25 protein-coding genes and 1 pseudogene are annotated in these 23,842 nt (G+C 56.0%); 13 read left to right on the top strand and 13 right to left on the bottom strand.

The window, feature by feature from the left end:
• Positions 1 to 11: 11 nt before the first annotated feature.
• The 4 genes from ACSSNI_RS18360 (at position 12) to ACSSNI_RS18345 (ending at position 4,529) form a co-directional block, all read left to right on the top strand.
• On the top strand, positions 12 to 1,025 hold the full coding sequence (locus ACSSNI_RS18360) for a ParB/RepB/Spo0J family partition protein (RefSeq protein WP_417447075.1): 1,014 nt from the start codon (positions 12 to 14) through the stop codon (positions 1,023 to 1,025).
• A 673-nt stretch (positions 1,026 to 1,698) separates the two neighbouring features.
• Positions 1,699 to 2,187, top strand: coding sequence for a hypothetical protein (locus ACSSNI_RS18355; RefSeq protein WP_417447076.1), 489 nt, complete (start codon positions 1,699 to 1,701; stop codon positions 2,185 to 2,187).
• An 831-nt stretch (positions 2,188 to 3,018) separates the two neighbouring features.
• Entirely contained in the window at positions 3,019 to 3,912 is an 894-nt protein-coding gene (locus ACSSNI_RS18350; protein WP_448259897.1) for a ParB N-terminal domain-containing protein, read from the top strand.
• 257 nt (positions 3,913 to 4,169) lie between these two features.
• The gene (locus tag ACSSNI_RS18345; RefSeq protein ID WP_417447078.1) at positions 4,170 to 4,529 is read left to right on the top strand and encodes a histone-like nucleoid-structuring protein, MvaT/MvaU family; all 360 of its coding nucleotides are present in this window, start codon (positions 4,170 to 4,172) and stop codon (positions 4,527 to 4,529) included.
• 76 nt (positions 4,530 to 4,605) lie between these two features.
• Here the strand turns inward: ACSSNI_RS18345 and ACSSNI_RS18340 are convergent, their stop codons facing one another.
• On the bottom strand, positions 4,606 to 4,920 hold the full coding sequence (locus ACSSNI_RS18340; RefSeq protein WP_417447079.1) for a hypothetical protein: 315 nt from the start codon (positions 4,918 to 4,920) through the stop codon (positions 4,606 to 4,608).
• 109 nt (positions 4,921 to 5,029) lie between these two features.
• On the opposite strand from ACSSNI_RS18340, the gene ACSSNI_RS18335 reads away from it, so the two are divergent.
• Entirely contained in the window at positions 5,030 to 5,791 is a 762-nt protein-coding gene (locus tag ACSSNI_RS18335; RefSeq protein ID WP_279648788.1) for a hypothetical protein, read from the top strand.
• A gap of 185 nt (positions 5,792 to 5,976) precedes the next feature.
• Here the strand turns inward: ACSSNI_RS18335 and ACSSNI_RS18330 are convergent, their stop codons facing one another.
• From ACSSNI_RS18330 to ACSSNI_RS18320, 3 genes are all read right to left on the bottom strand, one after another.
• Entirely contained in the window at positions 5,977 to 7,167 is a 1,191-nt protein-coding gene (locus tag ACSSNI_RS18330; protein WP_417447080.1) for a tyrosine-type recombinase/integrase, read from the bottom strand.
• On the bottom strand, positions 7,164 to 7,532 hold the full coding sequence (locus ACSSNI_RS18325; RefSeq protein WP_417447081.1) for a hypothetical protein: 369 nt from the start codon (positions 7,530 to 7,532) through the stop codon (positions 7,164 to 7,166). Before ACSSNI_RS18325 ends, ACSSNI_RS18330 begins: the two co-directional genes overlap by 4 nt.
• A 169-nt stretch (positions 7,533 to 7,701) precedes the next feature.
• The gene (locus ACSSNI_RS18320; RefSeq protein ID WP_026012526.1) at positions 7,702 to 7,932 is read right to left on the bottom strand and encodes a metallophosphoesterase family protein; all 231 of its coding nucleotides are present in this window, start codon (positions 7,930 to 7,932) and stop codon (positions 7,702 to 7,704) included.
• A 233-nt stretch (positions 7,933 to 8,165) separates the two neighbouring features.
• Between ACSSNI_RS18320 and ACSSNI_RS18315 the strand changes: the two genes are divergently transcribed.
• Positions 8,166 to 9,368 (top strand): ISL3 family transposase, encoded by a 1,203-nt coding sequence (locus ACSSNI_RS18315; protein ID WP_079761896.1) that lies wholly within the window; start codon positions 8,166 to 8,168, stop codon positions 9,366 to 9,368.
• A 59-nt stretch (positions 9,369 to 9,427) separates the two neighbouring features.
• Here the strand turns inward: ACSSNI_RS18315 and ACSSNI_RS18310 are convergent, their stop codons facing one another.
• The 7 genes from ACSSNI_RS18310 to ACSSNI_RS18280 form a co-directional block, all read right to left on the bottom strand.
• Positions 9,428 to 9,796, bottom strand: coding sequence for a hypothetical protein (locus ACSSNI_RS18310; RefSeq protein ID WP_063542197.1), 369 nt, complete (start codon positions 9,794 to 9,796; stop codon positions 9,428 to 9,430).
• 70 nt (positions 9,797 to 9,866) lie between these two features.
• Positions 9,867 to 10,268, bottom strand: a complete 402-nt coding sequence (locus ACSSNI_RS18305) for a TraR/DksA family transcriptional regulator (RefSeq protein WP_063542199.1) — start codon at positions 10,266 to 10,268, stop codon at positions 9,867 to 9,869.
• 273 nt (positions 10,269 to 10,541) lie between these two features.
• Positions 10,542 to 12,266, bottom strand: a complete 1,725-nt coding sequence (locus ACSSNI_RS18300; RefSeq protein ID WP_448259893.1) for a DUF4942 domain-containing protein — start codon at positions 12,264 to 12,266, stop codon at positions 10,542 to 10,544.
• Positions 12,267 to 12,332: 66 nt separating this feature from the next.
• Positions 12,333 to 13,163 (bottom strand): replication initiation protein, encoded by an 831-nt coding sequence (locus ACSSNI_RS18295; protein ID WP_125869336.1) that lies wholly within the window; start codon positions 13,161 to 13,163, stop codon positions 12,333 to 12,335.
• A 1,149-nt stretch (positions 13,164 to 14,312) separates the two neighbouring features.
• Complete coding sequence (locus tag ACSSNI_RS18290) at positions 14,313 to 14,570, bottom strand: hypothetical protein (protein ID WP_044315040.1); 258 nt, start codon at positions 14,568 to 14,570, stop codon at positions 14,313 to 14,315.
• Between the two features lie 262 nt (positions 14,571 to 14,832).
• Positions 14,833 to 15,324 (bottom strand): DUF5983 family protein, encoded by a 492-nt coding sequence (locus ACSSNI_RS18285; protein ID WP_044315039.1) that lies wholly within the window; start codon positions 15,322 to 15,324, stop codon positions 14,833 to 14,835.
• Positions 15,325 to 15,472: 148 nt separating this feature from the next.
• The gene (locus ACSSNI_RS18280) at positions 15,473 to 16,018 is read right to left on the bottom strand and encodes a hypothetical protein (protein WP_040137966.1); all 546 of its coding nucleotides are present in this window, start codon (positions 16,016 to 16,018) and stop codon (positions 15,473 to 15,475) included.
• Between the two features lie 172 nt (positions 16,019 to 16,190).
• Here ACSSNI_RS18280 and ACSSNI_RS18275 point away from each other — a divergent pair, with 172 nt between their 5' ends.
• The 3 genes from ACSSNI_RS18275 (at position 16,191) to ACSSNI_RS18265 (ending at position 19,112) form a co-directional block, all read left to right on the top strand.
• Positions 16,191 to 16,631, top strand: coding sequence for a LexA family protein (locus ACSSNI_RS18275; protein WP_448259892.1), 441 nt, complete (start codon positions 16,191 to 16,193; stop codon positions 16,629 to 16,631).
• Positions 16,632 to 16,706: 75 nt separating this feature from the next.
• Entirely contained in the window at positions 16,707 to 17,828 is a 1,122-nt protein-coding gene (locus tag ACSSNI_RS18270; protein WP_040137971.1) for an ATP-binding protein, read from the top strand.
• Between the two features lie 18 nt (positions 17,829 to 17,846).
• Entirely contained in the window at positions 17,847 to 19,112 is a 1,266-nt protein-coding gene (locus ACSSNI_RS18265) for a Y-family DNA polymerase (protein ID WP_448259891.1), read from the top strand.
• Between the two features lie 6 nt (positions 19,113 to 19,118).
• Here ACSSNI_RS18265 and ACSSNI_RS18260 read toward each other — a convergent pair whose 3' ends face one another.
• The gene (locus ACSSNI_RS18260) at positions 19,119 to 20,021 is read right to left on the bottom strand and encodes a DNA-binding protein (RefSeq protein WP_019406702.1); all 903 of its coding nucleotides are present in this window, start codon (positions 20,019 to 20,021) and stop codon (positions 19,119 to 19,121) included.
• 337 nt (positions 20,022 to 20,358) lie between these two features.
• Here ACSSNI_RS18260 and ACSSNI_RS18255 point away from each other — a divergent pair, with 337 nt between their 5' ends.
• Positions 20,359 to 21,867, top strand: coding sequence for a DEAD/DEAH box helicase (locus tag ACSSNI_RS18255; protein WP_173425594.1), 1,509 nt, complete (start codon positions 20,359 to 20,361; stop codon positions 21,865 to 21,867).
• Positions 21,868 to 22,190: 323 nt separating this feature from the next.
• Here ACSSNI_RS18255 and ACSSNI_RS18250 read toward each other — a convergent pair.
• Positions 22,191 to 22,514: pseudogene (locus ACSSNI_RS18250) on the bottom strand (DUF4158 domain-containing protein); the annotation flags it as partial.
• 126 nt (positions 22,515 to 22,640) lie between these two features.
• Between ACSSNI_RS18250 and ACSSNI_RS18245 the strand changes: the two are divergent.
• From ACSSNI_RS18245 to ACSSNI_RS18235, 3 genes are all read left to right on the top strand, one after another.
• Positions 22,641 to 23,117 (top strand): HU family DNA-binding protein, encoded by a 477-nt coding sequence (locus tag ACSSNI_RS18245; RefSeq protein ID WP_331250369.1) that lies wholly within the window; start codon positions 22,641 to 22,643, stop codon positions 23,115 to 23,117.
• The gene (locus tag ACSSNI_RS18240; RefSeq protein WP_019406503.1) at positions 23,114 to 23,293 is read left to right on the top strand and encodes a hypothetical protein; all 180 of its coding nucleotides are present in this window, start codon (positions 23,114 to 23,116) and stop codon (positions 23,291 to 23,293) included. The genes ACSSNI_RS18245 and ACSSNI_RS18240 overlap by 4 nt, the downstream gene beginning before the upstream one ends.
• Before the next feature lie 82 nt (positions 23,294 to 23,375).
• Entirely contained in the window at positions 23,376 to 23,822 is a 447-nt protein-coding gene (locus ACSSNI_RS18235) for a hypothetical protein (RefSeq protein ID WP_125869340.1), read from the top strand.
• Positions 23,823 to 23,842 lie beyond the last annotated feature (20 nt).

Here is a 23,842-nt window from a genome sequence, read left to right as displayed (position 1 = left end):
CGGAGGTTCAGATGCCCAAGAAGGTGCGGCCTTTCGGCCAGGACCGGCCCTCGGTCGAGGAGTTGCAGCAACTGCAGAAGCAGGAGAGTGCAAGCAAGATTCCACCGGCGAGCCTTGGAGTCTCGCTTGACGACATTCTCAAGACAAAAGGTCAGCAGCAGTCCACTGATGAACATCCAGCAAGCGCTACCGCCCTCCCCCTGCATCCAAGTGCTGATGAGCACGCTGATCAGGGTGACGCGACCGTAGCCCCCCTTTCCCGCATTGTCGTCAATCCTGAGATCCAACCGCGCCTCGCGCGTACCGACGATCAGCAGGAGCGTCTTACGACCTCGATAGCTGTGGCTGGCAAGATCACCAGACCAGTTCTGGTTAGGATGCTGGATGACGGGAAGTTGGAGCTGCTTGGCGGCTATGGCAGGTACCGAGCAGCCGCAGATCTTGGCTGGATATCGATTCCAATCCGAATCATCGAAGCTGATGACGCCGAGGCCGAAATACTCGCAGTAGCCGACAACGAAGGTCATACCGACTTAACGGACTTCGAGAAGGGCCGGCAATACGCGAAGATCTTGAGCCGAGGCAAGATCAAGAATCAAAGGGCGCTAGCTTCTAGGCTTGGCGCAAGCCTAGCGTCCGTAACCCGTTGCTTGTCCTTCATGAAGCTTCCGCCCCAGGCGATTCAGTATCTCGAAACCCACCCTTCCCTGGTTGGCGGCCGCAGCATTGCTGACTTTGTAACGGCCGGCGAATCTCATCCAGATCTGGTTTTGCAGGCGCTGCATAAGATCGAAGAAGAAGGCATCAGCCAAGAAGCGGCGTTAAGGTGGATCGAGAAGACCATTAAGGACGATAGCAACAAGGAGAGATCTCCGAGCTTTAGCACCTCTGAATTGACGCTGGGAAATGGACGCGCTGCATCAATGACGGTCAGAAAGAACACGATCAGCCTGAAGCTTCCTAAGGACCTGGACATGAGCGCGGCTCAGGAAGTGATACGCAAGGCTATCGAGTCAATCCAGTAGCCAGCTCTATCGAATCCACCCCTGGCCCCGTTCATGACGGGGCCTTTTTGTTTCACCGTGAAACACAGGCCGTTATTATCGAGCGAGCCCTCACGCTAAGTGGCGAATCGCCACTCCTCAACAAGCAACCACCCTGCCCTACCCGCCTCGATCTGCTGTTGCCGTTGTTTCACAGTGAAACAGGACAGGTCGCATTCAGAACGCCCCCCTTTGGGCGCCCCACTAGGTGATGCTGATGGTTCAGCAAGATCTGACATCTATCAGCATATAGAGCGAATGAGGCGCTTCTATCGGCTGCGTGTTTCACCGTGAAACACTGTGATGCCCCTTCCTCTACACCGCGATGATCATGGGCGGCGTGAAATCAGGAATGCAGCCTTATCAATGTTTCACTGTGAAACATCATCATCTGCTGGAATTGCCGATGCTGCCAAATTGGATGCCGTCTGGCATAGCGCCTCAAGCGTGGACGGCCAGTTGCCGTATTGGCAGCGCTTTGAGCATGCGCACTCATAGTGAAGGACTTCGAGCGCAGCCGTTGCCATATCGGCCTGCATCCGACGACGCCAGGCGCCAAACTATTTTTTAAATCGACAACAAAGCTGCAGGATTCCAGCGCACGCAGCTGAAAAAAAACTCCAACATGTCCTCACTCACCACAAAGAGGACAGTCATGGAAAGCGCGCTGAAATTAGATGATGACGCCTTCACCCCGAAAGAACGCTGCGACGATCTGCGCCTGCCGCTGGGTTTGCGAGTAGGGCAGAGCACAATGAAATCGATCCTGGAAGATTTCATAGTCACGAGCGAGCAAGGGTACAGCTTCACGAACGGGCCTGTAGTAGAGGTCATATCGTCTAATGATCTGTACCCAGAGGTGCAACACATCCTGCTAGCCTTCGACGAAACGAGCACCCTTGATGCAGCCTGGCTGACGATGGACGCGGCAGATTTCGAGCGTCTGAAGGCAAATCTTTCGCAGGCACTGGAGGTAATGAACACCAACGACCCCATACGGGGTAGCAGGAGCGTGCTCTTCAAGCTAGACGATGGACAGCTAGAGCTACACGCGCCTCTGTTCAGCCAAGAAATGACTCTTGGCTACAGCACCAGAAAGTTTCATTTAGCAAAAATGTCTAAAACAACGCTTATATATGAGTAAATGAGTGAGGTGAGCGGAACGAACGGCGTACTAAAATATCAATATGATGTGCCAAAGATTCTTACGTGATGGCACAATGCCATCCGAACTTTTCGGAGGCGAGCATGCAACAGCCAACCAAAAACAGCACACAAATTTCTCATCGGGCGATCTCTCGATTCGAGAGCATGCGCTTGGCGGACACCATAACCCGTAATGACCTTATTGACGCTTCCACTGCTGAGCTGCACGCCGCCGTAGTGGAGCACTGGAGAAAATGCACACCCTGCGCGAAACGAGAACTCCTAGAATCCTGCTGCAGTCCCATCAGGGATAATGCCAAGTTAATGCAGAAAATATTTGATACCACCCAATCTGACATGATTCGCCTGGCCTGAAGGCACCCCACACAAGGTGGCCTTTCAAAGCTGAGCGATCACATCAGCCAGCGTGCCGCAATGTTGAAATTGCTGACTGAGCAAGAGGTTAGCCACCATGAAGAAAAAGTCAGAGCCTAGCGTTGTGCATTCATTCCCTTATTGGGTCGAACCGCCCGCGCCGGGACAAGATCTCCGAAGCATCGACTGGTGTGTAATGGAGGTCCTGTCTGATAAAACGCTGAGGATCGTCGAAACAAACCCCGATCCTAAGGAACTTGAAGCACTTATCTCAGCCCTTGAAAAAGAGGGGGTTTGACTGAGACGAACCAAAACTGACAATGAACATTCATAGAAGGCCGCTCCACGCGGCCTTTTTTTTGGCAGGAAACCTACCAGAAACTGGTAGGTTTAAAGCACCGGATCATGTTGATGACTGATAACGTAAGTCCATCACCTAGCCGGGCTCCGCATCATGGTCACACAGTACGAAATTCATCCTTACGCCAAGTTGTTCCCGATGATGCATGAGGATGAATACGTCTCATTCCGCTCCGATATCAGCACCAATGGCCTGCGACATCCTATCGTTCTGTTCCAGGGCAAGATCCTTGACGGTCGTAATCGTTATAGGAGCTGCTGTGATCTCGATATTGAGCCTGCGACGGAGGAGTACACAGGCGACGACGCGTTAGGCTTCGTGCTGTCGTTGAACCTCTATCGTCGGCAACTGAGCGTTGCGCAGCGAGCATTGATCGCAGCAGAGGTTTCCTCTCTGAAGGGCGCAGATGAAGAGGGGAGCATAACGATTGATGACGCAGCAACCATCATGGGCGTAAGCCCCAGATCCATTTCTTCAGCTTGCAAGGTCGTGCGCCAGGGCGTGCCCGAGTTGCTTGATGCTGTGAAGTCGGGCGAAATCAGTATTTCAGCTGCAGAAAGAATCAGTGGACTGGAAGACCAGGAACAAAAAACACTTTGCAACGATGGACCCAAAGCCATATGCAAAGCTGCGAAGCAAATGCGAGAGAAGAGCAGGCCGGCCCCCAAGGCTGCAAGTAAACCCATAACTCCAGCATCGCTAAGTGATGCAATCGAATCCAATCCTGCATCCTTCAATGCATCCACTTGTGATAGAGATTCCGCATCAGACGATTTGCTTCAACCAAAGGTGAAGTCTCCGTCCAGCACCGAATTGCTATTTGCACTGGCGAAGGATGCGATGGAGCAAGGCTATGAGGCAGAGACACTGGTGGGACAGATTCTGGATGAGGTAGAACAGGGTCTGGACATGCAACTACTATTGTTTACCTCTGAGGCCATGAGTCTTCTATACCCCCGTCTTAAAGCTATGTCGTTCAGGCGTTAAACCTCGCTTGGGTTGTTGCGGGTCCGTGGTTAGATAAAGCTGTACAGATAGAACGTACCGACCACACCAGTTTACATCAAAGAGGGCGAGTACCACTCGTGAACACAAATGAGCACATTTCAGCTGATACGCGGTAAGCTTTTCTATGCAGGCATATTTGCTTTCGGTATGCTTGCGACCTACGGATGCCTTACTCTTGTCGGGTTTGGCTCACACGCAAGCTAAATGCGCACACCCAACATAAGGAAGGAATAACGATGTCCCTCATCACTGAATACCGCCAAACCGAGGAAGCTATCAAAGAGCTTCAAGCCCGTCTGGCAAACATGAGCAATGATGAACGCCTGATCAAGGAGATGGAGTTCGAAGAGAAGTTGCGCAGTCTGATGGCCGACTACAACAAGTCTCTACGTGACATCATCGCAATCCTGGACCCCGATTCCCGGCAGCGTCCAGCTGCTGCGGTGCCCAAGAAGCGTGGAGAGCGTAAGGTCAAGACCTACGTGAATCCCCACACCAACGAATCAATCTCCACCAAAGGCGGCAACCACAAGACCCTGAAGGCATGGAAAGCCGAACACGGCAGCGATGTGGTTGAAAGCTGGGTTACCGAATGACCGTAAAGGTAAAACAAAAAAGCCAGCGCTAAGCTGGCTTTTTTGTTTCTATTCTTTCGCTGAGTTTCAGTAGATTTCAAATAACCTTATTGTGCTCGGCTACAAGCTCTTCCTCCTTGATCTCCCCGCTATCGAGCGCTACCTTTAGTGCTGCGTTAAGTTGTTTGGTCTTATGCATGTAGACCGCTGCCCCTCGACACATAGGGTTATCGCCACCGTCAGCAACGTCAGCGTGCTTGCGGCAGTTGGGGCGATAAAATAGGTCGCCTTTCATTTCAGACAGATGATGCCGGCGAATACTCAATGCTTCAGCATCACGGTTACTTTTCAGAAACGGGCACTCATTGCATATCTCTTTTACAGAGCAAATGTGCTTTATAATGTTTTCCATACAGGCTCTCCAGTCAATGCCTATATCGACTGTACGGCCAAGCTGCTATATCCCAAGCCATTGGGTTTCTGGCCATCTAGGATAGATTTAAGAAAAACCGGAGGGTTCCATGAATAGCTCAGTCGCACTCAATCAGAATCCAACTCTTGCCCAGATCAATCACCAGCTAATGCGCTTCAGCTTGCCAGTGATCCCGCGCGAAAAGATCCAGGTGGTTCTTGCTCATGCTGATCGCGGTAAGTTGATCGCCTCGCTCAACCAGCTCGATGACCCGAACGCATTGGAATATGTCAGATCATCGCTAACAGCCGCGCAAATACTGTCGGCCAATGAGGAAGATGATCAAGGTGGTATGGATGGCCAAACTAACGATGATGACCAGGGCCGTAGCCAACGTGACGAGAACAATCTGCTGAGTGATCGTGCGAAGTTCCACGTCTACGGTGGCAAAGCCGCGCTATGCTTTGAAGCCGATGTTACCCGTGGTGGGGTGCCAACCATTGCACTCGATGCTGCAAGTGCAACGGGACCGCGATCCTACAACTGGGGGCAGAAAACTCGCATTCAAATGACGCGCGCTGAGCTACCCGTGGTTGCGGCCGTACTGCTTGGCGCTCGCCAATCCTGCGAGTTCTCTTCTCACGGTGCCGATAAAACGAAAGGCTTCTCTATGGAGCGCCAGGGTACTAAGGTGTTCACGAAGGTCTTCGAGAAGGGCGGGGGTGTGAAAGCTGTACCGATTGAGGCTGCAGACGCCTTCTTTGTCACGAGCTTGTTTCTCTTGCAGATCCGTAAGATCTCTCCATGGTTGGATGCCAGTTCAGCTATCGCACTGGTTCGCTCAACAATGCACATGCAGCAGGCTACCTGATGCATGGTGCAACGCCGACCTAGCTACTTTTGGCACGCTGCTGCAGATGCAGCTGCTGCTCATTGCCTCGGTCAGAGAATTGAACCCGCCATTACCCAGCCCCGGCCTACAGCCACAGTCATCTACATGACGGCCACCATCGCTCAAATGGAGGCCTCCCATGAGATGCCTATCTAAGCCTGGCATTAAGCAGCCTCTTGCTGCTCTCTGGTACCCAGCAAGAAATCGTTCCACTGCTGCATAAGCAGCCGGCGTTTATCGATCAACTCCGCGCGGTTGTACGCAGCTTCTACCCTGTCACTCAAACCGTGCGCCAAAGCCATTTCGCAGACCTCTCGGGGGAAATCGGTAGCGTCTGCCGCCCACGTCCTGAAGGTCGAGCGGAACCCATGCGGGACGCAATCACCGGCCTTTATCTTCTTCAGCACGCGGCCCAACGCATTCCCCGCCAAAGGGCCTGAGCCGCGACCCTTCTTAAAAACCCAGACTGGATCGAGCCCTTTCACACTGTCGAGAACGTCGATCATTGCCTCGGTGAGCGGTACCCGATGTGTTACCCCAGACTTCATGCGCTCTGCAGGGATCGTCCAGATCCGCTCTACAAAATCAAACTCATGCCATTGGGCATTACGGACCTCACCGCTTCGGCAGGCAGTGAGAATCACCATCTCCATTGCGCGGGCAGCACTCCCATCCAGGGTGATGAGATCGCTGTATAGCCCGTGGATCTTCTGCCAAGGGTAGGCGGGGAAGGGCCGCTTACTCTTGGATTGCCTGGCCAGCAGCTTGTCGAGGTGGCCACGCCAGCGGGCCGGATTCTCGCCCTCACGCAGCCCCTTGGCTTTGGCAGCATCCAGAATCAGCTCGATGCGATTGCGGACCAGCTTTGCGGTAGCTGGAATCTGCAGCCAGATGGGTTCGAGAACAGCCAGGACGTTATCGGTGTGTACATCGCGTGGGTGCAGCATGCCGATAACATTGAATACGTGATTCTCCAGGCTCGATTCCCAATCCTGAGCATACGCCGGGCTCCAAGAGGCAGAGTGGGTCCTGACGTACTGCTTGGCTTCAGACTTGAACGTCTTTCCCGCCTTTTTGCTGGCAGCCGATTTCTGGCGAATGGCGTAGCGCTGGTCCAGCGGATTTTTCCCCTGCGAGATCGTCACTCGCTCAGCGTCGGCGGCAAGCCGGGCATCACGCAGAGAGAGGGCAGGGTAGGTACCCAACGAGATGTCGTGCCGATCCCCGTGGAATGAATATCGGAACACCCAGCTTTTCCGCCCTGTCTCCGCGATACGCAGTATCAAGCCCCGCCCATCCTGATAGGCGCCGGGTGTGGTCGTGTCCTTCACAAACTTCGGGGTCAGTTTGCTCATGGTTCGATTCCAAGGAAGGTTTCAAGTTGCGGCTTGGCCGGGTGGCTGAAGCCTGCCTGCCAGCCGGCGAGCGTGTCGGAAGATCCGTGCGCACCAACCGGGCAGCCCAGCCAGGCGCGGACAAAACCTGCACAGCGGTTGCCTGTGAACCCCTCGGACTCAGCGAACGCACCGATGGCTTCGATGACCAGGTGAGCGACTGCATCCTTTATGAACAACGGACGCTGCGATGCGCTGAGGTATATCGCGCGCACCTCCATCTCCGCGCGCACCTGGGTGAAGTCCTGATCCAAGGCCATGCTGATGGCAGCTGCGCATATGCCGTCCTCGATCACTGCACTGACGGTTGCAACTACTGATTCCATGCTGATCCTTTTATGCAAAATTCAAATCTCGGCACCGCAGGGCCAGCAGCAGGGTCAGATTTCACGCTTTGTACGCAGATACTATATCTGCGTACAAACGACCTGTAGAGCGCATATTTACAGCCCATTGCCCGTTCCGGCTCAATCTGTCCCACAGCCTCTCCCACATTTACACCTGATAGACGTGCCGGGCGCCGTTCGGCATCAGCTCGATCATGGTCAACCGGCCGCCCTCAAAGCAGGCGCCAGTGTCCAGGTAACAGACGTTGCCAATGGTTTTGACCTGATCGACCCGCGTGTGGCCAACGAACACCGCTTCAACACCGCGCACCAGGGAAGCGTCAAGTTGCTGGTAGCGCTTTCGGCTCCAGATAGCCTTGGAGGCGAAGTGGGCGCGCACATTATTCCCCCACTCACCACGAAGTATTTCCTCAAAGTGGGTCCAGTCGTGATGAGGGCATTCGGCATGAACTAATCCGTATTTCTTTCCGCACGGCCCAATAAACGAAAGTGCAACTGGAAGCTTATTTAAAAGGTTCTTCGCGGATTCTGGGGGAAGAGCGAGTTGACAGTCAGGGAAGCAGGTAAATTGGCAGTCGCCAAACACACCCTTCACCTGTCCCTGCTGTCGCCGTGCATCCTATTGATCTTGCTGCTTTCTGGCCAGGCTATGAAGCCGTTGCCTGTCGCTCATCCGCCAACAACTCCCTTCTGATTGAGCTTGAGCCTCAAGCCGGCTCGGTTCCCAAATGCGGGCGTTGTGGCCAGCTCAGCCCTTTGATTCATGAGCGCCGGATTCGTCTGGTGCGCGATCGTGATTTGTTCGATCAGCGCGTCCTGCTTCAACTACCAGTGCGCCGAGTCGATTGCCTGAACTGTGGTCGGGTGACCGAGCGGGTCGACTGGCTGGAGCCTGCATCTCGCCTGACCCAGCGGTTACGGATCTGGCTCGAAAGCTTGCTGCGACTGCTGCCGATTAGCCACGTCAGCCGCCTCAGCGGCCTGCACTGGCACACCCTCAAAACGCTCGACAAACGCCGCTTGGAAGCTGAGGTAGGCACCTTCAATTCGAGCGACGTCCGCCGCTTGGTGATGGACGAATTCGCCTTGCACAAGGGGCATCGCTACGCCACGGTAATCATGGATGCCGAGCGAACACGGGTGCTGTGGGTCGGCCACGGCAACAGCCGCGAGGCGATCCGCCCGTTCTTTGAATTGCTCGGCGAGCACTGCCAACGGATCGAAGCGGTGGCCATGGACATGAACACGGCTTTCGACCTGGAGGTGAAGCAACATTGCCCTCAAGCCGAAGTGGTGTACGACTTGTTTCATGTGGTGGCGCGCTACGGGCGAGATGTGATCGACCGAATCCGGGTCGACCAGGCCAACCTCCTGCGCGAAGACAAGCCGGCACGAAAGGCGGTCAAACAGAGTCGTTGGCTGCTGCTGCGCAATCGCGACAACCTGAAGGACGGACAGGCCGTGCAGTTACAGGAACTGCTCGCGGCCAACCAGCCGCTGGCTACGGTCTATGTACTCAAGGATGCCCTGAAGGATGTCTGGTACGCCCCCAGCGTACGAGAGGGTTGGCGACGCTGGCGAACCTGGCTGCGACATGCTCGCGAGAGCGGCCTCGCACCGCTGCAACGCTTTGCTCGCAACCTGCGCAAATACGCCCGAGGCATCCTTGCCAGTGCTCGCTTCCACATGCATACCAGCGTCCTTGAGGGTGTTAACAACCGCATCAAGGTGATCAAGCGCATGGCCTATGGATTCCGGGACTCGGAATACTTCTTCCTGAAAATCAAGGCCGCCTTCCCCGGGAAAGCGCGATGAACCCAAAAAAAAGACCTGCAGAGGGCAGGTCTTGTTTTGTAACTCTTTCTTCATGCGTCCTACAACATGACGTTGTTGTGCTCGTAGTAGAACGAAAGAATCCACTTGGCGTACTTTTCTGCGTCATTAGCACAGGAGTCCAATGTTTCAAGTGCACTCTTTAGAACATTCACGCACGGGGTCAATGCAAATTGCTCAACAAGATTGGCAATGCGCGCACGAATCTGACGAATAATCATCAGCGCACTTTCTACACGCGGAACGTCTTGTGCAGTGAGCACTTCTGAAAGATTGTAGAATCTCCACAATAAAGCTCTTTGCTCTTGGGCAAGGTCCATCCAACCCCGGAGCGCCGCGTGCATTTTTACTTGGTCATTACCATCGAAGCGCAACAGCGTGTCAAAATTAATCTCTTCACTCACCAGCATACCCACCTCATATCAATTCAAACCCTAACGCCAACAATATAACAATAATCGAATTAGTCAAACCTTTATTTTACCGATTATAGTGAGCAGCTGCAGACTCCATTCGCGCCTGTGCCACAGCGCTTAACTTCGCAGTGGGCTGAGCAATCAGTCGTTCTAACCCGATTTCTTCGCCGGTATCTTCACACCATCCATACTCATCATCTTTGATTGCCTGGATAGCTCGTGTAATTTCGGCACTCTGCGCATTCAAACGCTCCAAGGTGCGATAAAGCGTGTTTCGTTCTTCTTCGATAAGGCCTTGATCTAACGCGTCCGCTGCAATGCCAAGGCCTGCCAATGCTTCTTTGGCAGCACGCGCTGAATCAGCCACTTCTCCAAGGCGAGCCCGCAGCACGCCCTCGAAGAATTCTTTCTGTGCTGGGTTCATATAGTCGCCACCCGGAACGCGATTGATAGTGAAGCTGCTCATATGTCATTTCCTTCTTTGGATATTTTTTCCTGTTTGTGTGCCCGATACATATAGATCCAAATCAGTAACTGAGTGATGATACTGACGGCATTCCAATGACTCTGTGATCTGACCGCACCATAAAGAGCGATCATCAGGTACAGCACAATTAGCCAATAAAACCATTTCATAAAGCACCGATATTTCTCTTAGCCCAATATCTGCGCCTATCCGCTGATAGGCGCGATAAGTCGTGCTCGATTACAATGATCGAGCTTTGGCGAATCCCAACTCTTAGCGCTTAGTTGCCTTGAGAAGGAGCACGCTTATAGACGTACCGGCAAATGCGTTCTCGATTGGCTGCGAAAACTCAAGGTCGAAGCCTGGAAGGAGATCCGCAGCCTTGCCGCGAGCACTCAGAGGGAGCACCGCACCAATACGCCCGCCCTGGGCTACCAGAGTGCCCGCATGCTGCAGATGCGCCTGCCAACGCCCCTCGCTATAGGGTGGGTTCATCGCGATCACAGAGAAGCCGTCTCCTGGACTCCAGGCGAGGAAATCGCCCTCGATGACCTGATGTCCCTTCTTGCGCAGGATTTCGCAGTGCAGGGGGCTGATCTCTACGCACCGGGTACGATCCTTCGGTAGTAGATCCGCAATGCCTCCTTGACCAGCCTGAGGCTCACACACGGTATCCAGCAGGCCGATATCCAGCCAATCCACCAGTTGGCGTGCTACCGCCTCGGGGGTGGGGAAGAATTGATGTGACCGCTGGTCCGGCAGGACCCCCAACGCGGCAGTTTCGTGGATCAGGTCCAGTGCAGCAAAATCGAACTGCCAATACGTGATCCTGGGTTGTTCCGCGCATGGCGTCAGCACGCCGCCGAGCGCCTGCATGACGGCTCCGACCTCGGCCCGTAGATGCTTGCTGTGCTCACGGCAGGAGAAGGGCAGGGACACCGCGTTACGCACCGGAATGTAGTCGTATTCGCGACGGAAGCTTTCAGACTTAACCATCTTCTTGAAAGGCTCGATCTGGGCCAGCAGAGCCCCTACCGCATTTGAAAATGGCCGATCAAACAGTGGCCTGTTCTTGAATGTGCCTGTAGGTGCCCGCTTCGGCCGCTTGCGGAACGATTCAGGTATGGCTGCAGGGTGCAGATAAGCAAGGATGCTATTGAGCCGATACGCCATCTCAGGATGCACATCCAGGTGAGCTGTGCCCACCTTGAACGCCTTCACCCGAAATGCGCCGGCGTCCGCTTCGATCCACTCTCCAGACGCCGCGCGTGCGGTCTGCAGTAGTCGTCCCGTTGAAGATCGGCAGGGATCGTCGCGACCCATGAATTTCGCGATCACCATCCGCAGGTCGTGGATATACCCCTCGCGATCATGCGACGTGCTTCCCCACTCGTTGAACACGCCACTCATGATCATGCGCTTGGAGAATCCCTCTGGAACATTCGTTACGTGCTGACGCGATATTCCCTTGAATATTCCATCTACCCGCTCAGCCAAGAACTCGGCTCTCCGAGCCTGCAAAGAAGTTATCGTGCTCCGAAGATTGTCGATATTAAAATCCGGCATATCACGTTCTGGGTTCTGGCCCTTTACATAATTATGGTCACGCCAAGCGTTCAGGATTTCATTCCACTGATTACGGCGCTCCTGCGGCATATAGTCCATCAGGTCCGTTTCCCGCAGCGCTTTATCCCAGTATGTGGCTTCCAGCTCAAACAGGGCGCCTTGGAGTTGAAATATCTCGGAGAACGAGTTTGTATGACGAAGACTTGCCGAGTGGCCATACTTGTCTTTACTGTTCCCATTGAAAAAGTAGTGCATAACACCCGAGACATTCTCTTGGGTGTACATAGCATGCACTTCCAATATCTTTTTCTTGGTTGCCTCATAAGCTGAGACAAGGGAGGAGAATCGGTCGAAAGCGACCGGAGCATAGAACGTGTCTATAATATCGGCAGGGATTACTTCTGGCTCTGTTGCGGGTATGTTGCTCAACATGGTCATCACCTATAAGGAAATGACCAAATTGTCCCGCGTAACCTTAAATACCCAAATCAACGCTACCTAACTTTCGGGCTCAGCAATGATATCGTTCATGTCTTGCTCAAGGTCCTCAGGGGGAAAATTCCCATTCTGGAACTGGAGCGTCATTTGATCGAGCAGTCTAAAGTTGAATTTAATTGCCTTAACTGTCCGGTGCTCTTTTATTAACTCGTAGTCCAGTTCCATGCTGCATTTATTGCGCAGCTCCTTCACTGAAGCATCGATTACACGACTGCGCAGATTACTAAAGCGCTCATAGGCATCGCCGAGCTGAAGGCGCCGGCGCAGCTCCTCAACTGTGATGTAAAGCCATCCTTTCGACTTGTACTGCATCAGCATCTCAAAGAGTCGAAAGCTATAGGTTGATTCTATGCCGGAAACACGCCAAAGGTCGTAGGACGTGTAATGGCCGATCAGCCTGGAGAGATATGGCTTAACGGTCGTGGAGAAAAGAAGCTCTACCCGGCCTTCGCCTTTGACATAGGTGCAGCGCTCGACCCAGCGGACCTCGTGGATCGCCCGGCCTTTGCCAGTCCCGGTGATGGAGGTGATCTTGGCGTTGAACAGCTGCTTGGCGGCGTCCTGGAGCTGGGTGTAGGCATCGCTCTTGTTGACCGTGTACCGGCTCATGAAGTCGTGCGCGGTGACTACGATCCCGTTGGGCATGGGCTTGCGCGAATCGATCTTGGCAATGGCCAGCAAGATCAGCCGCTGCTCAGCCACGGACAAGCGATAGGACGCGCCCACCAGATCGTTGTGCTTGGAGACAACGTGAGGCGAAATCATCGTTTCATTGCTGGTGTCGCTGTCTGGCTCAGTGGCGACGCTATCAGTCGTGATGATGTCTCCCATGCCTCAATCCCGGTCAAAAGTCATTCAGGGTGTTGAGCATAAAGGCCTTTCCCGGAAACCCCAACCGACCATCCTGCAGATATCTCGCACGGTGCCGGCAGGTAATGGAATCTGTAGTCATGACAGCTTGATGCGGGTGATCTTCTCGACCTGGAATCTGTAGTCATGAGGTTTTCCTGAGGTCATGTCAGCATGGAATCTGTAGTCATAAGGCCACGCCGCCCTGGTTGGGAACATGGAATTTGTAGTCATGAGGCGTTCCGATCCGCTCGTTTCGCATGGAATCTGTAGTCATGACGCCGAGAGAGGGAGGTTTTCCACCTGGAATCTGTAGTCATGAGGGCTCCAAAGCCTGGCTTACGACATGGAATCTGTAGTCATGAGCCCGTTCGGAGCGCTGCTTAACATGGAATTTGTAGTCATTAGGCCGCACCCATCTGCCGATCTGCGGCTCAAAATCGTGACATTGATCATGCTCACAGCATGGAATTTGTAGCTGTGAGGCCAGCGGGACAATCGGAAGTAGCTCAAGGTTCCGATAAAAGGGAAACTGGTTGCAGATCAATGATTTAGCGGCCTTCAGAGGTGCCGGAAGCTTAAACCTACAACAAATGCGTAAGATTGAGCCTTACAAATTGGTTGTTTTGTTGTAGCCCTGACTTCGCCCCTTCGTCCCGCGTTCTCACCTGCCTGTGGATAGCGCATGGAATCTGTAGCACGAAGCATGGAATCCGTAGTCATGAGGAATGGAATCTGTAGGCATGAGACATGGAATCTGTAGTCATGAAGGTGGGAATCTGTAGTCATGACCCTTCTGAAACCCGCATGGTAGAAGGGCTGGAGCGTTCCGATAAAGCTTTTAAAAACAAGCCATAAAACAAGAAAAAAAGATTTAAAAGGGCAGGTGGTTGTGGACAAGGCGGGATCGAGCCCCGGCCTGGGGCCTGATACCACGACCCTCACCTCCTGCGAACCAACTTTGCCAGCTAGCAGCGACAGGGCATCCCTACCAGGGGAAGAGCGGACCTTGGCTGCTCAGCACCTCAGATCAGACAACTATGGAGCACGCAAATTTGCGAGCAACGAATGCTGCTTTGCATGCGGGTTCCCAGTGAAATCACAATTCCAGCCCCAAGCAGAGTAGGGCGGTCAGAACAGCGCCAACTGACCGCACATCGGAGCGATATCAATCCACGTTTCGCCGTCAACCTTGAAGCCGAACGCCATCAGTGCGGCAGCGCAAGCTTCACCGGACACAAACCCAGCCGCTTCGGAGGACTCTGCGGTTGCCAGCAGCACCTGACCGCAGACATTTGAGGTGAAAACACCGACATACATCATGTGTCCGCCATACGCCTGCCAGCTCGCAACGTATGGTCGCTGGCCGCTAACACGCTCAATCGTCATCTCGATGCTTCCTGGTTCGGCAGTCGGATCAGATCCACACGATTAGGATCTTCCCCGCCATTCGGGAAAAACAGGTTGAACTGAACGATGGCGGTGGTCCCTTCCGAGCGCAGCTGGACAGTGGTCTGCCAATGGTCCGTTTGTTCACCGGACCAGGGCGCAACCTCGACCACCTCTTTTCCATGGAAGCATCCCCGCAGTACCAAGGAGGCGGCACTGGTACGCCGCCCGAGCAAATGGAATCGATCAAGGGCCACTGGCACTACCACTCGTAGGTCTTCAGGACATCAACGGCATCCCAGTCCCGATCCAGGCGCACCCAGCCATCGAGCCCCTGACGCTTGAGCCACTGGCGAATATCAGCGGCACACTGCGGCAGCTCTGCTTCCAGCCCCTCTTGCTCCAAGAAGCGAATGAACATGCCAGCGCCGTAATTGGCGACGATGGCCCAGCTACAGGCGTCCGGCTTATCGCTCAGCTCTTGAGCAGTAGCTTGGTCCAGGTGCGCAGTCGAGATAACGGGCATCGCCATCATGTCGAACCGGCCTTCAGTGATACGGACGCGGTGAGAGTGATCTTCGAGAGTGGCGGGCGTGTCACCAGTGACCAGGCCCTTGCCTGTGATATCGCAAACGATCTGCTCAAGATTGGCGTACAACTCGCCTCGTTGCATGGCGATCCCAGTGGCCTCCTCATCACCACCATTCGGGTTGACGGTGCCGCTGAAGATCAATGAAAAGTTGAGGGGTTGCATACGGGTGTCCTCGCTGTTTGGATTGCTTCCAGGCTATCGCTGACCCGAAGAAACCCAAGCTGAGCCGGCGCGCCTTTGCTTAGCTACCGGCAGCGAGGGCCGTACATGCCTACAAAACCCAGAAGAAAATTCCTCCCTGAAAGCGGTTCTATGCAGGTTGCTCGTTCGGGTTCTTGACCAAGTGCTCAAACAGCACACGCGCGGAAAAAACTTCCAGTTCGGCGGGCGTAATGGGGGAGGGGTGAGGTGCTGCACCTGGCTTCAGAATTCGGGTGCCCTGAGCGGTATGCCAATCGAAGACCATGAAGTGCAGCGATAGGCCACCTTGAAGCCTTGGCAAAGCCTTGAGAGTTTGGGTATGGCTGGCATACAGAGCCAAAGCCAGCGCCAGATCACGGGAGGAAGCCCGATCCCGTTTTTCTGGGCGCAGCGCATCGTAATGAGACAAGGCGCCCGCTAGCACATCAACTGGGCTGAGCCCGGCAGCATGCTTCAGCATTTCGCCCGAGCACATAGCGCGATACCCCTCAGGTGTCAGCTGAGCAACCAGACGCGAGCCCTGCGGAATGCTGTAGGAATAGAGCCAGAAGCCTCCCGAGGACGTAACATCTTCCTGACCGGCGTCCAGCACCCACCCAGCGCTCTCAATTTGGGCCGCAAATTTGCGACCGCGTGCTTTTCCAGCCTCGTCCATTGGTGACTCCGCTGTGATTATTTGCGGGGCCAATCCCCGCGAGAACAGGCTTGCATGGAACCGGCGAAACCCAAGGCGAGCAATCACTGGAATTCCCAGGGGAAAAACTCGTTTCAGGATTCCGGGTGTCGCACTAGAATACTGTCCATATGTACAGTATTGGTTTCGCATCATGATCCAGCTCTCTGCCAAGCTCTCGCCCAATGCCTCTAGTCAACCACTCCCCCTGGCTGGGCCTGTGAGCTGCGGGTTCCCCTCGCCAGCGGCCGACTACGCGGTACCGGATCTATCGCTCGATGAACTGGTGGGTATCAGGCCGACCGGCTCGATTTTCCTCTTTCGCGCGTCAGGGGACTCGATGCTCGGGACCGGCATCCGCGACGGCGACATCCTGGTGGTGGATAAGGCGAAGGAGGCCAAGGTCGGCGATGTGGTGCTGGCCATCATCGGATGCGAGTTCACCGTCAAGGAGCTGGCCAAGGATGAACAAGGCAATTTCTCCCTCGTGGCCACGAACCCGGCGTATCCGCCGATTTTGCTGGGCGAGGCAGAAACCTTGGAGGTTTGGGGGGTGTGCATCTGGGTGTTGCGCCAGATGGGCGCCGCCAGATGAGTTGCGGGGGGTTGGGTTTATGCTGGATTATGCAAAAATGAATAATTATTCAGAATCGCATAAAGGTGCATATTCATGACCACCAAGGATCGTCTGCACTTCCCCCGGCACGCGCTGGCCGAGTCCATTTTGCTGGGCTTCGAGAACAACATTCAGACTGCCACGACCATTTTCGCTCCGCGTCGAAAAGGCAAGACCACGTTCGTGCGCAACGATCTCATTCCGATGGCCAGAGACAAGGGGTTTCTTGTTGCGACCGCTGACCTATGGCTGGACAAGGATCACCCGGAGCGAGTTATCGCGCGGGCATTGCAGGAGGCCATTCATGGCACCGGCTTTGTCCGGCGCACCTTGCTACGGTTTACGAGGCCCGGTCAGGTGATCAGTGGCGTGAACGCCGGTGCCGGCACGGACGGAGTATCCATTGGCCTCGATCTGGCGGACGACGCGGGGCTTGTTCTGCCCGAGCTGTTCGAACGATTCAGCCAGCTCGGCAAAGGCAAGGCGCTGCTGATCATCGACGAGGTTCAGCACCTCGCCACGCGCAAGGAATTCGAGACGTTTACCGCCACGCTGCGCACGCTACTGCAGGGCGCGCAGGGTGAAGTCTATGCCGTGTTTACCGGCTCTTCGCAGCATGGCCTGGCGCGCATGTTCCGGCGCAGCAAAGCCCCTTTCTACCAGTACGGTTCGGAGGTCAGTTTCCCGGAGCTGGGTATGGAATTCGCGCAGCACCTTGCCGCCTTGTATTTCGAGGCCACCGGCCGAACCTGGGAAGCTGCCGAGGCGTTCTCGTTGTACGTGCGGCGCGGAATGATGCCCAAGCATTTGCGCGAGATTTACAACCTGAGCCTGACGCAGAACCTGCCCGTAGTTGAGGCGGATAAAATCGTCTGGGCTTCCATGCTCGACGAAGGCCAGTTCGCCACCCTGATCGAGAGCTTGGCTCCGCTGGATCAGGCATTGCTTGTGGGCATTCTCACTGGGGAATCCTTGTTCTCGGCTGAATACCGCAAGAGGCTCGGTGATGAACTCCCCAGCGGAATAGCGCCTACGACGACTCAGGTGCAGTCAGCGCTCAAACGCCTGCAGCGAGCCGAACTGATCGGTAACCTCGACCACGGCAGTTGGAGCATTGAGGACGGCGCCTTGCAAAGCTACCTGCGGCGGGTTTTGCTGGACGATGATCAGGACTGACCCCGCTGGCTGGCTGCCATGACTATCGCCTTGATCGACGCGAACGCCTTCTACTGCTCGGCGCAGATCCTGTTCGAGCCGTGGCTGCGTGACTCTGCGGTGGTGGTCGCCAGCAACGGGGATGGATGTGTGGTCAGTCGTAATGACCCGGCCAAGGCGCTCGGCATAAAAATGGGCCAGCCGGTATTCGAGCTGCGCGACCTCGAAGCCCGAAATCAGGTGAAGATTTTCTCCTCGAACTACTCGCTCTACCAATCGCTCAGCAACCGCATGATGGCCATCCTGGAGGAGCATTCGCCTCGAATCTCCCCGTACTCAATCGACGAATGTTTTTCGTGGCTCGATGGTATTGCCGACCCGGAGGCCTGGGGCCGGCAGGCGCAGGCACAAGTGATGCGGCGCATTGGCTTGCCGGTGGGTGTTGGCATCGGCCCCACCAAGACGCTCGCCAAGCTGGCCAACTGGGCGGCGAAGAAATGGAAGGCCAAGACCGGGTGCGTGGTCCTGTTGACCGATCCCCTGCGGCAGGAAAAGCTGCTGCGCTATGCGCCGGTTGGAGAGGTTTGGGGGATTGGCCGGAGGTTGAGCGCGAGACTTGAATCGGAGCTGAGCATCAAGACCGCCTGGCAGCTGGCCAATGCCGATCCGAAGCTGTTGCGCCGCTACTTCAGCGTCAACGTCGAGCGTACCGCGCGCGAGCTGTGCGGTATCCCATGTTTTCCCTTTGGCGACACAGGGCCGGAGCGCAAGCAGCAGATCATCAGCTCACGGACATTCGGGGAGAAGATTTACCGCTTGGAATCCCTGCGTAGCGCCGTGGCGCATTACACCTCGGTTGCTGCTGCCAAGCTGCGCGCCCAGGGGAGTTTGGCCAACTGCATTCAGGTCTTCGCCCAAAGCAGCGCCTTTGCCCCCGGCGAGCGCTTCAGCGGAACGCGGATCATGGCGCTGCCGTACCCGACCGATGACACACGCGATCTGGTTGCGGCAGCTCAGCAAGGGCTCAGCGCGATGTTTCGTGAAGGTGTGGCTTATGCCAAGGCCGGTGTGATCCTAAGTCAGTTCGTCGAGCGGGGTGCCATCACCGGCGACCTCTTCGCACCGGCGCCGCGCAGCGGAAGCAAGGCAGTCATGCAGGTGATGGATGCGATCAATGCCAGACAGGGCAGGGGAGCTATTCGCCTCGGCAGCGATCATGAGGGCGGCGGATGGGTGATGCGGCAGAGGCTTCTCAGCCCGTCCTACACCACCTCCTGGCAGGGATTACCCCAAGCGCGCTGCTGAGGGCGCCTAGCCCTGCTCACCGTTCTTTGCTGGCTTCTTCTCAGCGCGAAGCTCCTTCAGCTCTTCCTTCAGCTCGCTCAAGCTGCCCCTGGCGGTTTCCAGTTCTCTGCTGGTGGACTCAAGCCGCGCCTGCACGGCCTGCAGAGTGATTTGGGCCTGGTGGGCATCGCCATTGGCACGGGCGGCTGCCTCCTGAGCTGCTGCCTGCTGCTGGCGTGCCTCACGCTCGCGCTCTTCTGCTGCCGACACACGCTGGATAGCGGCATCGAGCTTGGCGGCGGCGACTGCCGCTTGTTGCTCTGCCGACTGCTTACCGGACAGTGCCTCGTCGAGCGCGGTGCGGAGCCGTTCCACTTCCCCTTCCAGGCGAGGCATGGATTCGAGCCGCAGTTCGGCGCGGGCCAGGGCGTGCTGCGCCGTCTCTGCCACTTCTCGCTCACGGTTTGCCCTGGTGTCGGCTGCCTCCACCTCTTCCTCGGCTTCACTGCGCACGCGCTCGATTTCCTCGCGGATCTCGCTGATGGTCCCTGCCTGCTGCTCGACCTTGGCGCGGGCTTCGTCCAGGGCGCGGAGGGTCGTGGCCAGCTGCTCGGCCAGCTCGCTGTTTTCCTGCTGGCACAGTGTCAGGGTGTCCTCGGCCTCGTTTGCGCGCTCATCGGCGCGAACAGCGGCTTCGCCGGCTGCTGCGCGGACTTGCTCGGCAATGAGCTGGACGATGCGAGGGTCCAGCTGGATCTCCGGCGCCGCCACTGAAGGCTTGCGTGCACGCCAGCTGGCGAGCAGTGGGGTGATCTGGTTTGGGGAGCCCCCACCAAGGTGATCGCGCACGGAGCGCACAGAGACGCGGTTGCCTGAGGCCTCAAGGGCATCTGCTGCAGCGAAAACCCTATCCGGTGTGATGTTGGCCATGGTGTGCTCCGAAACGTAATAACAGATAACGAATAACATGATAACACATAACGTTATCTATGCTGTGATTTTATGAGGTGATGAAACACAGCCGTGCTACTGCAGGGCGGGTTGCTGATCTGGCTTTGCTCGTGCACTTATCGCAGACGCGTATGCGGGGCCGGCGTGGGGCGAGCCCAGTGCTCAGGTAGGCGCCGCAGATCTCGCGAATTGCCGATACAGCCCATAGAGGTGCCCGTCGCGCCGGGGACCAGCCGTGGGCAGCGAACCCGAGAAATGGTGTGCCGGCACTCCTCAGCCGGCCGGGCTTGGGTTTCCCAGAAGCGGTGTTCTCCTGATGTCAGCACTTCAGGGAGGCACCATGCAGCTCAGGGCTTACCAGAACGATCAGGTTTCAGATTTGCGCGAGGGAATCCGCCAGCAATTCCTCGTGCAGATGCTCATGAGCCCTACCGGCTCGGGCAAGACCGAGGTCGCGAAATACGTCATCGCCAATGCGGCGGCAAAGCAGAACAAGGTCTGGTTCATAGTCGATAGCGTCAAACTGCTTGATCAGACGCTTGCGCGCTTCCACGCCGATGGCATATATGCCGGCGCTATTCAGTCGAATCACCCGTGCACCGACTACTCGAAAGTGGTTCAGGTGGCAACGGTTCAGTCACTCGGGCCGCGCCTGGACTGGTTGCTGCGAACTCAGCCGCCCAAGCTGGTGGTGATCGATGAGGCGCACGTCCTGTTCAAGGCGCATCAGGATCTGATCCAGTGGTGCCGCAAGAACAAGGTGCCGGTGATCGGATTGAGCGCGACGCCGTTCAAGCGGGGGCTCGGCAAAATCTATGACCGTCTGGTCAATCGCATCAGCACTAAGCAGCTGACAGACCAAGGCTTCCTAGTCCCTGCCGAGTGTTACGCCCCGCATGTGCCTGACCTGAAAGGTGTAGGAACATCGACTGGCGGTGACTGGGCTGAAGATGAGCTAGCCCGCGTCATGGGCGGCGCCGATATCCTCGGGGATGTCGTAAGCCACTGGAAGCAGCTGGGCGAGAACCGGCAAACACTGGTCTTTGCCTGCAATGTCCATCACGCCAAGCAACTTGCCGAGTCGTTCTTCAATGCGGGCGTAATGGCCGCGCACATCGACGGATACATGCACTCTGACGAATCCGACGAGATTATTCGGCTCTACAAGTCTGGCAAGATTAAGGTGCTGGTTTCAGTCGGGATGCTAGCCAAAGGGTTCGACGACCCCCGGACCTCGTGCATCGTGATCGCCCGCCCGACCAAGAGCCTGATGTTGCACTACCAGATCCTGGGACGGGTTTTGCGGATATTCGAAGGCAAGACCAACGGCATCATCATCGATCATGCGGGGAATCTTCTGCGTAACGGGCTCCCCACTGACCCGCTACCAGACCGGCTCGACATGGGTGACGGTGACCCGGTAGATCGGGCCAAGCCGGATAACAACCCTGACAAGGAAGCTAAGACCAAGCCGTGCCCAACCTGCAGCTATGTGATGACCGGCTTGATCTGTCCCCGCTGCGGGTTCGAGATCAAGATCGACGCCGGCGTGGAGGTAGCAGCTGGCGTTCTGGTTAAATTGGCAGACCGCAAGACCAAGCTGGCCCCGAACACGAAGCAACACGCTTACGCAGAGCTGCTGGGGTATGCCCAGATGAAAGGCAAAAGTCCCATGTGGGCGCAAGGCGCCTATCAGGCGTTCATGGCTGAGCCAATCCAGCGCGAGTGGGTGAACACGGTTGCGTCGGTGCCGCCAGGCGAGCCGATGCAGCAATGGGTCAAGGGCTACAACGTAAGGCGTGCGAAGAGTAAGCGGCGCGCATGAGGGCCTTGGGATTTTCCCTACCAGGGGCAAGCTATCTGCAGTCAATCGGCATCAAGGAAATTGCTGTGCACTGCTACCAGAAGCGACTCACTGCTTACGCACTTCTAATGGCAACACTCACTGGTTGCGCCAACCACGATGCGCCGAGCAGCGTGCCGACCACCCAAGCGGCGCGAGATGCCGTCACCACACCCGCTCGGCCGATCCCGGTCTAGGGTGCGTGCCGAGATAAGGGAAAATTTCACTCACTTCCTCTCTAACCTTTTGATCCATAGGTGAATTCTACGCTCGAATACATTGGGCGTGCCGACATACGCTACCCTCGTCACACCGAGGCGAACTCGGATCGCGTTCATGTGGCGATATTGCTGGAACCACTTGTATTCCGCGAGTTTCACCTTGCTACGCTGACCCAACTCTCCGCGAATGAAATCCACCAGTTGATCAGGTACGTCGGTGATATCAGGAAAATACCGGAGCACCTGAAAGGTCTTGAGGAGAACGGCGAGATTGAGGTGAAAAGGGGCCTTGGACTTGCTTCGTACCCATTTAATCTCATCATCTGAGAACGAAAAATCTCGCTGCAGCTCAGCTTTTGAATACGCCTTTGGCAGAGTGGGATACGCCGTACGCTCTAATGAAGCCATAGGAACTCCTTTTCTGAGGAGTCAGAAAAGATAGTCCACGATCAGAGGCTGTGCGGTCTATTTGGTAAATTCTCTTGGCATCAACACGTTACGAGCGAAGTGAGTGAATTTTCCCTTCATCTCGGCATGACCCGGTCTACATCCTGCCCAGCTGCAAGACCCATGCAGGGGTACGTCACTGCCAATGGATCGAGCCGCGCGGCCACGCGCCGAACAGCGAGGCACGGCCAAAAGTGGAGTCGGGCCAGGGCATCGCAATCTGAGCCAATGGGCTCTCGAAACAGAAAACTGCATTCCAACAAGCACAGGAGATACCGCATGACTCGACAGGAACTGGTAAAGGCCGTTGCAGAGCGGGCAGGCCACAGCCAAACCGCTGTAAACGAAATGCTCAACGCCATGATTGGGACGATCCAGGACACCGTGGCTGCAGGGGACAAAGTGGTACTGGTCGGCTTCGGCGCTTTCGAGCCGGTGAGCCGGCCTGAGCGCGATGGGCGCAATCCTCAGACCGGCGCGAAGATCACCATTGCCGCATCGACGACCCCGAAGTTCACCCCCGGCAAGGCATTCAAGGATGCCGTCAATCAGGGGGGAAAATGAGCATCCAGGAAGAGATTCAGGCGGTCATTACGGCTCCTGAAACCAGCCACTGGCTGCGTGATGCGCTGATAGCAGCGTCGTTGCGCGATCCCGTGGATGCTGCCAATGATGCCGAGGTGTTGAGCGATCTGATGTCCCGACGCTGCGCGCAGCTTCTGGGGGGAGGGGAGGGCTAAACCTACAACAATCGTGCTGCTTTAGCCCCTTTTGGTGGAGGCTGCGTATGGGACCATACCGCAATCACCAAGGGGCTTTTTCATGTCCACGATTTCTTGCGGCAAGACCACCGGCGCCGGTCATTTCACAGACCTAGCGAGCCACGCCTGGATGATTCTGACTTTCCGCCATCGGGGCGCGGGGCTTGATCTGGGGGGCGCGCACATGCTGCTACTCGGCATCGTCGCGAGCCTTGTCGCCGGAGTAACTGCGCTGCTTCCGGTCGCCGGCGATCAAGTTGAGTTCTTGGCGTTCTGGCAAGCCGCTCTGGTAACCGGCATAGCGATCAGTGTGTTCTACGTTGTGCTCGGCCGGCGAAGCGCGGCAGCCATGATCGCTCTCATACTGTTCACCGCGCCGGTGGAACTCGCCCTGCTGCTGCTCTTCGAAAGCCCCCATCTGTTCATCCTGCTGATCAAGCTCTGGCTGTTCAGTGCTCAAGCCGTCTTTGTCCTCCGTGCTGATCGTGTCGCGGTCAGCTGCCAGTAATTCCAGGCGAATTTTTCTCT

This window comes from Stutzerimonas tianxiuensis (genome assembly GCF_053470365.1).
The sequence above is the reverse complement of the archived record's forward strand: the minus strand, read 5'-3'. Positions and strand labels throughout refer to the sequence as shown.